The organism is Streptococcus pasteurianus (assembly GCF_004843545.1).
In the GTDB taxonomy this organism is placed as follows: domain Bacteria; phylum Bacillota; class Bacilli; order Lactobacillales; family Streptococcaceae; genus Streptococcus; species Streptococcus pasteurianus.
The window spans coordinates 2,013,803-2,025,676 of record NZ_CP039457.1; the positions used below are offsets into that span (position 1 = coordinate 2,013,803).

Here is an 11,874-nt window from a genome sequence, read left to right on the forward strand (position 1 = left end):
ATTAAATAAAATTACGCTCTTTTAAAACAGGTAATAATTTTTCTTCAATCTCTTTACTAGAAACAATATTTTTTAAGAAAATAACTGATGTCTTTTCTTCATCAATTTCAAATTGTGCAAATTGTTTTTCAAAATTTTGAGCTGTAATAATAATATCTGGGCTCACAGAAGCGGCTGTTGAGATATCCACATGATCCAACTTAGCATTAATATGGTGTCTATTTAAGACATCCTCTGCTGCCATTTGAGCAGCAAAACTTGAACCTAAGCCAGCTCCACAAACAAATAAAATATTCAATGTTTTAGCCATACTATTTTTCCTCCTCTATAGCTTCGTTAAATAAAATTTCTTTTACAGTTTTAATACTTTTTGCTTCGGTTAATTTAATAAGATTGTCTTCTTCTCTAATAAGATTTACTAGCCTCTTCATTACATTCAAATGTGAGTAAGAATCAATGGCTGATAAACAAAACATAACTTTTACAGGGTCATTAAACTCATGACCAAATACAACAGGTTTTTCAAAAATAGATAAACTCAAACCTAACTTCAATGAGCCATCCTCTGGTCTTGCATGAGCTAAAGCTAAGTGGGGACCAATAACAATATAAGGACCATACTCTTCAACACTTTCAATCATAGCTTGAATATAATCACCTGTAATAATTTCTTTACTAAGTAATGGCTCAGCAACTTTTTTTATTGCTTCTTGCCAAGTAAATTCTTCTGTTTCCAATAAAATATTATCATCAGATAATATATCTTGAATCATAGGTTGTACCTCCCTCTTATTTATTTCTAATTGATTTTTATGAAATAGTTTCTCCAAATCTCCATAGAAGTTATTGCTTATCTCACCAAAAGTCTGTTCAACCATTTTAAGTAACTTTTGAAACATCTCAGTATAATCATTTCTGGTAGTAATCAACCTTCTATATTGACTATTACTTTCTAAAAAGTGCTTAACTAATATTTTAGTTTCATCATTAAAGATAGTATCCAAAATCATTATTGGCTTAGAATTATAGCTCATTTTTACTGTCGAGAAGACTAAATCAACATCAAATTTCTTAACCAAGTTAATTTCTCTGCTACTAAGTACCGCTAAAACCTCAATATTAAAGTATTCTTTTAAATTCTCAGCTAGAAGACGACCAGTAGCAATACCATGGTTACAAATAACTATTGCTCTATACCAGTATTTATTATTTTGATTTATCTCACTTAAGGCAGTAGAAAAATGAATTGTCAAAAATGCTATCTCATCTTCAGTAATTGAACCACCAAATTCACTTTCATTAGTTTTTAAATACGATTCAACAACTTTATAAACAACGCCATATGTTTGCTTTATCTTATCCCTCAGAGGATTAACCAATTGAAGTCCATTCTTAATACGTTCTACCATACTAATCATATGATTATACAAGGCTTCTTGAAGCTGAGCTTCTTTTTTACTAAATGGTATTCCTGTTTCTGTCTCGACATACTGTATAAATTGCATAATTAGTAATTGTAAATCTAACCAATTTATTGGTCGATAGTCATCTTCTCTGTTTAAAGTATTTAGTAAGAAATAAATATAGCTTTCTTCTTCTAAATTAATTTTAACTCCTACTTTATTAAGTACTGCATTGATGTAACGATAAACTTTATTATTTTGTTGTACAAGTCCTTCATCTTCTTCTGATTCTGAAATATATTTACCTTGTTGTATGCGTGCTATCCAAATATAGACCAGTAAGTTAAAATTAGTTCTATAGTGACTAACTTCTAAATTTGAAATAAATTTACTATATATTTCATCTAAGTAACTAAACTGTCCTTTATTAAGATATTTAAAGACAATTCCCTTTTTTCCCTGATCGTCGCTCAATAAAATAGTACTTATTATTGAAAAGAGCATGGCTCTTATAAATTGTTCCTTTGCCTGGAACTGCAATCCTTGCTTGGGAATACTTACAACTTTCACATGATAATATTCTAAATTTCTTCTTACTTGACGAATATCTTCAGCAATCGAAGACTTCGAAACTTGATACATCTCCTCCTTCCTATTTAGAAAGATAGGCTCTTTTCCAAAGGCGATACCTAAAATTAAATCTAATACTCGCTCTTCACGAGTTAAATACTTAAATTCAGACTTACTCTTTTCTAATTCCCTAATTTTGCGAATTTGAGAATTTGTTAAAGTTAAGTGCATTCCTCTGGAGCGAATGGATTCTACTAGAGGTAACTGATACTCTATTAACAATTCATTGATAGTCCCTATTTCATTACGTATAGTCCTTTCACTTACCTCAAATTCACTAGAAAGATACTTTACAGATAATGGTATTTCAGAATTTATCAGTCTGTTTAATATAGCATAGGTTCTTTCCTTCATAGCTCTCACTTCCTTATCTGACTCAATTATAAAGCGTTTACAAAAAAAACAAAAGTAGATCTTTTTGCCAACAAAAGTCTGCAAAAAGATCCTCAATCAAATTGAAAATAATGTATCATTTCTATCATAATGTAACCGATTCAATTGTTTGTGATAACATGCTTCATCCCCCTTTCTTTAATGTTATATTACCAGAACGAAAACGCTTTATGAACCCCTGTTTTGGTTTAACTTTTGGATAAAAATAATACAAAAATTACACCCAACTAGGTAAACATCTTAAAAAAATAAAAAAGCTCATTACATAAAAATGTAATAAGCTCCCCACCTTCCTCAATTTAAGCTAATGTCAATAAATTCTTGTCGAATGATTTTTTCGATTTGATTTTTTAAACCATAGCGCTCATTATCATCTGGAACATAAATTTTTAACAATTTATCCAATTGACGGTCATAGTGACTTTCTTTTTGCCTTCCTTTTGTTCTTATGAAATGTAGCATTTTGATAATATCTTCATCCGTTAAAATGGGGTGAACAACCAACAATGGCAATGTTGTCTCAACGTTATCACTTGTTGAAATAACCATGTTTGATGTAATGATATCACTAACACTATAAAATTGTTCCAATGTGAAAATAGCATCTATTTCACAATTTTCCAGACATTTTTTACATTGGCTGACTAATAATTTCTGAATACCCACTCCTTCATCACAAACTAATACAACATGATTTTTTTGACTATCGCTGACATCATGATTTTCTATCTCGCCGCCTAAATGAATGACAAAGTAAGCAATGTCATCGTCTGTCATTTGAATTAACCAAGCTTCTTCCAAAATATAAATACAAGATTTAGTCAGATTAAAAAGGTGACTATATTTTATTTTAATATCTTCTGTTAAGGGATTTTCTGATAAAATACCATAGGTTTTACGATAAAGCAATGCCTTACAATGCGTCAACAGTTGGTTTAACAAGTCATTAGGATGTCGAAAAGAAAGGTGATGCTTTGTTTGTAATGTGTCCAAAAAAAGTTGCAATGTCTCTCGCATATCATCATAGTCCGTACTTTCTAAATGAAGATCCAATGTCTTTCGGAAAGAAAGTAACAACATGGCAATCAAACCAATCTCGATGCTATCTAAAGATAGATTAAATTTTTCTCGTAAATTTTTAGCGATATTAATAGCCATTTGGTACTCTAAACGTTCCCAAGCTAGGCTAAAATCACGTCTTGCTCGTTCTTTTTCTTCAGCAGTAAAATCAATACTATGGTAACTCAACAAGAGATAGGGCAAAATTTTCACCATAAAATTCAAGTCTTTGGAATTCAGTCTTTTACCCAAGCGTTCTTCAATCGTTGACAATTCTGTATAAAGATAATCATTGATGTCATCAGAAAAATAGGGCATTACCTCTGATAAATTGATAATACGTTTTCGAATAATCGCAATAAACTTTTCATTATCCTTTGTGTAAACTCTGTAAAGCAGGCGATATAAAAACTGTATTTTAGACAAGGGGTGACATGCTAAATAGTAACCACGTGCTTTTGATACACGAAGCCTAATGTCATATTCTTCGTCTGATAATTTCTGACGAATATCGTTCAAATCGTTAAGAATAGTATTACGAGAGACATCTGTCAGTTTCATCAGTTTATCAATTGTTACTCTTTCCTTAGAAACTGCAATGTATAGTAAACTTAATTCTAACCGTTCTTCCACACTCATCACATAGGAATAGCCGTCTAGTTCCCCCATCATGGTACGACACGCTTGGCGCTGTTCATCATTGAGAAGGATTCCGATTCGTGGGTAAGGAATAATTTTCTCAATTTCCTCTGGCAAAGCATCATTGATTTTATCTAAATGATAGTAAATTCTTCGACGTGACTGATTTAATACTTTAGAAATAGTCGTCACTGTCTCTGGCTCGGTCAAAGTCAGTAAGCAAGAAAGAAGATCATAACTTTTTTTATCTAGCATGATAACCAGCTCCTCCATATCTATGTAGACCTATTGTATCACAAAGACTTTTTCTAGTAGAATTTTCCATTACATTACTTTCAAATATTCCAATCAAGCTTGTTGATGAATATATTTTTATACCAAATAATGTACTTCCTGTAAAACCTGTAAAAAAAGAAGAGACGCAAAAATCAGTCGTTCAGACTAATTATTTCACGCCGTCACTTCTATTGTAAATATTGGATAAAAACATTGGTTTAATGTGTCAGACTTTTTTGTCCGTAATAGGCATTTTTTCCATGTTTACGGAGATAATGTTTATCTTTGAGCGCTTGTGGCACTTCTTTGACATCTGGATTGATGCCTTCTGTGTAACGTGCCATACGAGCTGTCTCTTCAAGAACGACAGCGTTATAAACAGCTGCTTGTTCGTCTTTTCCCCAAGAAAATGGTCCATGATTACGAACAGTAACCCCCGCAACAGCCATTGGGTCAAGGGAGCGTTTTTGAAACTCTTCAATAATCACTTTCCCAGTTTCTTTTTCATAAGCACCATTGATTTCTTCTGGAGTAAGTGCACGCGCACACGGAATAGCACCATAAAATGTATCTGCATGTGTGGTCCCATAACAAGGAATATCTCGCCCTGCTTGCGCCCAAGCGACTCCTTCTGTTGAATGGGTATGAACAATCCCACCAACTTCTGCAAATGCTTTGTACAGCTCTACATGCGTTGGTAAATCAGATGACGGATTCAAGTCACCCTCAACCACATTTCCCTCTAAATCTGACACCACCATATTTTCTGGAGATAATTCTTCATAAGGTACCCCTGAAGGTTTGATAACAATCAATCCTTTTTCACGGTCAATAGCTGACACATTTCCCCATGTAAATTTGACCAAACCATGCACTGGTAAATCCATATTAGCTTTATAAACACGTTGACGTAATTCAGGAACTAACATTAACGTAACCCCGCTTTCTCAATTTTTGGTAATAAAAAGTCTTTTGCGACTTGAATAGCTTGTTTTGTTTCCTCAACTGTCGCACAATTTTCCGACCACATTTCAATCAAAAATGGACCGTTATAGTTTGTTTTCTTGAGAATAGCAAACATAGCCTCCCAATCAACACAGCCGTCCCCAAATGGGACATCACGAAACTGCCCTTTGGAGTTTTCAGTGACAGCATAAGTATCTTTTAAATGCAAGGCAGCAATGGACTTATGACCGTTGTAGAATTCACTCCAAAGGTCATTATGCCAAGCTGATACATTGCCAGTATCTGGATAAACAAAGAGATAAGGCGAATCAATTTCCTTTTCCACAGCCAAGTATTTTTCAATAGAATTGAGAAAAGGGTCATCCATAATTTCAATCGCTAGAATAACTTGAGCTTCTTCAGCCCAATCACAAGCTTTCCTGAGATTTTTGATAAAACGAGCGCGTGTTTCTGGGGACTTTTCTTCGTAATAAACATCATACCCCGCCAATTGAATGGTACGAACACCAAGGTCTTGCGCTAATTCAATACATTTTTTCATCATTTCAAGCGATGTTGCTTCAGTTTTAGGGTCATTAGACCCAAGAGGATAACGACGATGCCCCGAAAAGCAAATACTTGGAATCCGAATACCTGTTTCGTAAATAGCTTGAACAACATCCAAACGCTCTTTTTTTGTCCAATCCAGACGTGCCAAACGGCTATCCGATTCATCTACCGACATTTCAACAAAATCAAAGCCGAGTTCTTTTGCAAACGCTAGACGTTCTCTCCATGTAAAATTCTTAGGAGTCGCCTTTTCATAAATACCAATTGGACGCGTCATAGCCTACCCCCAAATACGTTTGATTTCATTTTTAAAATCACGCGCTGCCGCAGCTGGATCTGCTGCTTCTGTAATACCACGACCTGCAATAAAAGTGAAAACATCTACACCAGAAAAGAGTTTGAGTGTGTCAACACTAAGACCGCCAGTCACAGATACGCGAAAGCCCATATCAATAAGCTTTTTAACTTTATTTAAATCCTTTTCACCCCAAGTTTCACCAGCAAGGAGCGCATCACGCGATTGGTGATAAATAACTTGTGAAATCCCCGCATCAAGCCATTGTTGTGCTTGCTCATAAGTCCAATCGCCATAAAGTTCAACTTGAATCTCACCACGTTCACCACGCACTTCTTCAATGGCCTTACGTGCAGCTTTCATGGTTGGAATGGTAGCACAGCAAATACAAGTCATCCAGTCTGCTCCGCGTACAGCATTATTTTTAGCGACTGTTCCACCAGCATCTGCACATTTAGTATCCGCCACAATCCATTTATCTGGAAAAAGATTACGAAGCACTTCGACTAACTCGCTGCCGACTTGCAAAAGACATACTGTCCCAGCCTCAATAATATCAACTTCATTGCCAACCGAAACGGCAGCTGCAATAGCTCCTTTCAAATCAGAATGATCAAGAGCAACTTGTAAATTTGGTAATTGTTTTGTCATCATATTTCCTTTCTCTTCATTGCTAGTTTTAAAAATGTGATATTAACTCTCTAAATCCAAGCCTTCCAAATACGGACTGTCCTTTGATTCATCAATCATAGCCAACACTTCTTCTTTGGTCTGACAAGATTGTAGACGTTCTACTGAATTTTCTAACTCAAAAAGCGCAATAATCTGCGGAATAGCTACCGAAGTATGGATTTTTGAACTCGTAGCTGCCAAGGCAAGGAGTACAGAAACTTCTTTACCGTCTTGAAATTTAACAGGATGAGTCAATGTGATTAACGAAAAGGCATCACGTTGTACACCAGCTTCTGGACGCGCATGAGGCATCGCCATACCTGGCATCAAAATATAATACGGACCATACTGAGCCGTGGATGCGATAATAGCATCATAATATTCTGCCTTAACTGCACCACTTTCAACCAGAGGTTCAACCGCTAACTTAACCGCCTCTTTCCAATCTGATGCTGTCACCCCTAGCCGAATAGAATCATTATCAATCAAAGCTTGTTTCAAATTCATAAACTGCTTCCTTTCATACTTATCAAAAATCGTGGGTGTTTTCGTTTGTCTGAAAACACCCATGTCCAGAACTTATATTCATAGATGACATTCCATCTAGAAAGTTGCTTTCTGTTACTCGTCGTTAAAGTTTTTTAAGACATCCATTATTCCTGCAAAATTCTTCCTAGATTGGTGGAAATCATCTGTCACCTGAAAATGCCACCTTTATGAATCCAAGTTCTAAATTATTTTAAAGCTGCTTCCAATTTTGTTTTTATTTCATTATCGTCCATCAAATTATCAAGACCAATCAATTTACCGCTAGTACGACCATCTAATTCATGAATCAAGTGATTTGAAGCGACTACAATGTCGTAATTAGCTGCCAAGCCTTTAGCTTCTCCAACCGAACAAGAAGCTGATTCGATATTACTAACACCAAGTTGACGAAGTGCATTTTCAACTTTCATTTTGATAACCATAGATGAACCCATACCATTACCGCATGCTGTAAGAACTTTAACCATTTTATTTTCCTCCGTTTGAATTCTTTTTTTCTTTATAGAAAAGCATTATAAATAGCATTTACTTTTTAAACTGTTACTCTTCAGGCTGAACTTGACCAGCATAGTAAGCTTCCTTGTCTTTTGCTCTTGCAAACTGAATTTGAGGGATTGCAAGCAAGAAGAGGCAGACAATAGCATAACCAATCGCACCAGCATATTTGAAAAGATAAGCAAATGGAACCCACGGAATTTCAAAGTCAATATTGCCATGGTAACCACCATATGCACCGAGATTAAGAAGTGATACCGCAACGGCACCAAGTGCCACTTGAATAACACCAGATAGGAAAGAAAGGACAACCGCAGCTTTCCAACCACCACGTTTATCAGCGTAAACAGCGATAGCCGCATTATCAAAAAATACTGGCACAAATCCTGTGATAATCAGAACTGGATTTTTGAAAATAATCAATAAGAGAATGGTAATCAACTGTCCAATAAGACCTGTCGCAAAACCAAACAGTACCGCTGAAGGTGAACCAAAGCCAAATGATGCTGCAACATCGACCGCTGGGAATGAACCAGGAAGAAGCTTACTTGAAATTCCTTGGAAAGCATTCGTCAACTCAGCAACGAACATACGTACACCCTGCATCAAAATGAAAAGATAAACTGAGAAAGTGAACGATGTCTCAATCACATACATAAAGAACGATTGACTTGCAGGATTATAAACCGTACCAGATGTGATAACGTCTGCATTTGACATGATATCTGGTCCCAAAATATAGAGAATGGCACCAAAGAATACCAACATTAATGTCGCAGAAGCGACGACAGTATCATGGAAAATATTCAAGAAAGTTGGTAATTTAAGATTATCAAGATTTTCTTCTTTTTTCCCAATTTTCGGAGCAATCTTATCAACAAACCAAATAGCAAATTGTTGTTGGTGTCCAATAGCGAACCCACCGCCACCAGTCAAACGTTGTGTTGGCTCAACAGTCATATTTGAACTAACAGCCCAATAAAGCCCACAAACAATACCTACTGCCAACGTTCCCCAAAATTGATTGCGGAAGCTTGGAATCAATAGAATAATCATCAAAGTAACCGTAGCTGCTTGCTGAACCATGATATGACCAGTGATAAACAAAGTACGCACCTTTGTAATCTTACGAAACGCCACCAAGAAGATATTTAAGAAAAAACCAATCAACAAAGCTGTTGTTGCTGTCCCAACGAATTTAGGGAAATTATCCATAATATAATTATTAGCCGCCGTCAAACCAAAGTAAGGGTCAATAACTGCCGCACCAATATTAAAACGATAATTCAATGCCGCAAGAATTGGACGGAATGTGCTAACAAGTCCCGCAGAAGCTACATTTAAAATCATGTAACCTACTGTTGCCTTAACAAATCCAGCAAACACATCATACCAAGGTTTCTTCAAAAGAATATATCCGATTAAAACCAAGATACCTACAAAGAACGCTGGTTTTTGCAAAATATTTTGTGAAAACCAGTTAAGAATTGATAATAGGAAATCCATGAGATTACTCCTTTTCTATATTAGTTTTGTAATTTCTTTATGTTTATTATAGAAAATGTAAGCGCAAACAAAAAGGGCAAAAAAAACACAAGGAAGTGTGCAAAAATGTACTGAACCATATGCAGCAATTCCCTGATTTTCTCTTATCTATTAACATTTCTAAAAAATAGCTTTTATCCTGTATTAGGAATTCTTTTACAACTAAGTAGAAATTAACTAATCGTTTTTCCCACATCACCTACATTTCTTTTTTATCACTTAGACACCATATGTGCAAAATATATTATAAGTTACATATTCTTACGAAAATCTGATATTTAATTTTGAATCATACTTTTGTGGAGGTAAAACCAGTTATGATATGTCAACTATTCTAGCTAACTTTTTATTAACATAAATTTCAACAACATAAGAACAGCTCCAGATTTTTTGGAACATTTAAATATCTTATATCATGTTTCCGTTCAGTAATGCATAATTAGCTCATAACATTAAAACTTAGGATCTCTATTAGATTTACAATGATAGAATTATTAGGAAGTTACATTTCATATAATAGATTCCATGATATTTAAAAACCACCGAAACCGAAGTTCCGATGGTATTAGAAAATATAAATATGAAAAGAAAAGTTTAGGAGTAATGTTAGTATAGTGAGAACAACTTAAACTATCCTAAATTTTTCCGATAAGTGTCTTTTTCTTAAATATTTGCCCAAACAGACTCAAGAATATTCGTTTGGTCGCGGTCCGGTCCAACTGAGAATGTTGAAATGCGAACACCAACAAGTTCACCAACACGACGAACGTAGTTACGAGCATTTTCTGGAAGTTCGTCAAGGCTACGGCAACCTGTGATGTCTTCTGACCAACCTGGTAATTCTTCATAGATCGGTTTACAACGTTTCAATTGTTTAAGACTTGCTGGGTAATGGTCAATGCGCTCACCATCAAGATCGTATGCCACACAGATTTTGACAGTATCAAGACCTGAAAGAACGTCGATTGAGTTAAGTGACAAGTTCGTGATACCAGATACACGACGGCTGTGGCGCATGACAACTGAGTCAAACCAACCGACACGACGTGGACGTCCAGTTGTTGTCCCATATTCATGACCGACTTCACGGATACGGTCGCCAACTTCGTCTAAAAGTTCAGTCGGGAATGGTCCATCACCAACACGGCTTGTGTAAGCTTTACATACACCGACAACCTTGTTGATTTTACTTGGACCAACACCAGAACCGATTGTTACACCACCTGCGACTGGGTTAGATGAGGTTACAAATGGGTATGTTCCTTGGTCAATATCAAGCATGACACCTTGTGCACCTTCGAAAAGGACACGTTTTCCAGCGTCAAGAGCATCGTTCAAGATAACTGATGTATCTGTAACGTAATCTTTGATTTGTTGACCATATTCATAGTATTCCTCGAAGATGTCTTCAAATTTGATTGGTTCGCATTCGTACATTTTTTCGAAGAGACGATTTTTTTCTTCCAAATTCACGCGCAAGCGTTCTGCAAAGATTTCTTTGTCCAAAAGGTCAGCAATTCGGATACCGACACGTGCTGCTTTATCCATGTAAGCAGGTCCGATTCCTTTATTTGTTGTCCCAATTTTATTATCACCCTTAGAAGACTCTTGCAAACGATCAAGTTTAATATGATATGGCAAAATAACGTGTGCACGATCAGAAATACGAAGACTATCTGTTGTAATTCCCTCATCATGCAAGTATTTCAATTCAGTTACCAATGATTTTGGATTGACAACCACACCATTTCCGATAACAGAGATTTTCTCTGGGAAGAAAATACCTGACGGAATCAAATGCAGCTTAAATTTCTTACCGTCAATAACGATAGTGTGACCTGCATTGTCTCCACCTTGATAACGTGCAATCACTTCAGCATCTTGAGACAAAAAGTCTGTGATTTTACCTTTTCCTTCATCACCCCATTGGGTACCAACAACTACTACTGATGTCATATTCTGTTCGATATGGATACTAACATTTATACAGCGAGCAAATAAAAACGATACTAGCTAAAACAAAGCGTCACGTATCTATCTCCAAGCTATAAAATTGTATCTTCATCCTTTCTTGTACAACATGGCAGGAATCTCACCTGCGAGTTTGTCTTACAACTTATTATATGCAATTTCTGATTTTTTTTCAATATTTGATGACAAAATATTATTTTTCCCGAACGTTTTTAGATTTTAAAAAAAAGCAGCTTTAAACAGATACTTTTTCGCCCCTCCGTTAAAAGTTCATCCAGTAATCCTTGCCCGCAAATGCGATAGCCACTGCATTTCCTGAAAAAATGCCTGAAAATTCTGGTAAAACGTGTCAAAAATCTTGCTTTTTTAGCAACTTTTCCCTAGAATAGTTTTACATTTATCAACAACGACCGACTATTTTTTGACAAATAT

Annotated in this window: 10 protein-coding genes; all 10 read right to left on the bottom strand. The window is 35.6% G+C overall.

Translation table 11 applies throughout. The features are described 5' to 3' along the window. Position 1: 1 nt before the first annotated feature. The 10 genes from E8M05_RS10540 to E8M05_RS10585 all read right to left on the bottom strand — a co-directional run bounded on the left by E8M05_RS10540 (position 2) and on the right by E8M05_RS10585 (position 11,427). Positions 2-310, bottom strand: a complete 309-nt coding sequence (locus E8M05_RS10540; protein ID WP_061100171.1) for a PTS sugar transporter subunit IIB — start codon at positions 308-310, stop codon at positions 2-4. A gap of 1 nt (position 311) precedes the next feature. Beyond that, positions 312-2,387 carry a BglG family transcription antiterminator gene (locus E8M05_RS10545; RefSeq protein WP_061100170.1) on the bottom strand — a complete coding sequence of 692 codons (2,076 nt, stop codon included), beginning with the start codon at positions 2,385-2,387 and terminating at the stop codon, positions 312-314. A 333-nt stretch (positions 2,388-2,720) separates the two neighbouring features. After that, a complete protein-coding gene (locus E8M05_RS10550; RefSeq protein WP_013852308.1) occupies positions 2,721-4,379 on the bottom strand; it encodes a BglG family transcription antiterminator in 1,659 nt (552 codons plus the stop codon). Between the two features lie 239 nt (positions 4,380-4,618). After that, on the bottom strand, positions 4,619-5,329 hold the full coding sequence (locus E8M05_RS10555; protein ID WP_003066767.1) for an L-ribulose-5-phosphate 4-epimerase: 711 nt from the start codon (positions 5,327-5,329) through the stop codon (positions 4,619-4,621). Beyond that, positions 5,329-6,192, bottom strand: coding sequence for an L-ribulose-5-phosphate 3-epimerase (locus E8M05_RS10560; RefSeq protein WP_048790995.1), 864 nt, complete (start codon positions 6,190-6,192; stop codon positions 5,329-5,331). Before E8M05_RS10560 ends, E8M05_RS10555 begins: the two co-directional genes overlap by 1 nt. Before the next feature lie 3 nt (positions 6,193-6,195). Then, positions 6,196-6,861, bottom strand: a complete 666-nt coding sequence (locus E8M05_RS10565; RefSeq protein ID WP_048790994.1) for a 3-keto-L-gulonate-6-phosphate decarboxylase UlaD — start codon at positions 6,859-6,861, stop codon at positions 6,196-6,198. Between the two features lie 42 nt (positions 6,862-6,903). Beyond that, complete coding sequence (locus tag E8M05_RS10570) at positions 6,904-7,389, bottom strand: PTS sugar transporter subunit IIA (protein ID WP_013852310.1); 486 nt, start codon at positions 7,387-7,389, stop codon at positions 6,904-6,906. Between the two features lie 227 nt (positions 7,390-7,616). Beyond that, positions 7,617-7,898, bottom strand: coding sequence for a PTS sugar transporter subunit IIB (locus E8M05_RS10575; RefSeq protein WP_003066776.1), 282 nt, complete (start codon positions 7,896-7,898; stop codon positions 7,617-7,619). Positions 7,899-7,971: 73 nt separating this feature from the next. After that, entirely contained in the window at positions 7,972-9,432 is a 1,461-nt protein-coding gene (locus E8M05_RS10580; RefSeq protein WP_003066778.1) for a PTS ascorbate transporter subunit IIC, read from the bottom strand. A gap of 702 nt (positions 9,433-10,134) precedes the next feature. Further along, entirely contained in the window at positions 10,135-11,427 is a 1,293-nt protein-coding gene (locus tag E8M05_RS10585; RefSeq protein ID WP_003066779.1) for an adenylosuccinate synthase, read from the bottom strand. Positions 11,428-11,874 lie beyond the last annotated feature (447 nt).

Coding starts and splice junctions, on each gene's coding strand:
- E8M05_RS10585 (WP_003066779.1), bottom strand. CDS start 11,427: ATGACATCAGTAGTAGTTGTTGGTACCCAATGGGGTGATGAAGGAAAA.
- E8M05_RS10555 (WP_003066767.1), bottom strand. CDS start 5,329: ATGTTAGTTCCTGAATTACGTCAACGTGTTTATAAAGCTAATATGGAT.
- E8M05_RS10545 (WP_061100170.1), bottom strand. CDS start 2,387: ATGAAGGAAAGAACCTATGCTATATTAAACAGACTGATAAATTCTGAA.
- E8M05_RS10570 (WP_013852310.1), bottom strand. CDS start 7,389: ATGAATTTGAAACAAGCTTTGATTGATAATGATTCTATTCGGCTAGGG.
- E8M05_RS10560 (WP_048790995.1), bottom strand. CDS start 6,192: ATGACGCGTCCAATTGGTATTTATGAAAAGGCGACTCCTAAGAATTTT.
- E8M05_RS10565 (WP_048790994.1), bottom strand. CDS start 6,861: ATGACAAAACAATTACCAAATTTACAAGTTGCTCTTGATCATTCTGAT.
- E8M05_RS10540 (WP_061100171.1), bottom strand. CDS start 310: ATGGCTAAAACATTGAATATTTTATTTGTTTGTGGAGCTGGCTTAGGT.
- E8M05_RS10580 (WP_003066778.1), bottom strand. CDS start 9,432: ATGGATTTCCTATTATCAATTCTTAACTGGTTTTCACAAAATATTTTG.
- E8M05_RS10575 (WP_003066776.1), bottom strand. CDS start 7,898: ATGGTTAAAGTTCTTACAGCATGCGGTAATGGTATGGGTTCATCTATG.
- E8M05_RS10550 (WP_013852308.1), bottom strand. CDS start 4,379: ATGCTAGATAAAAAAAGTTATGATCTTCTTTCTTGCTTACTGACTTTG.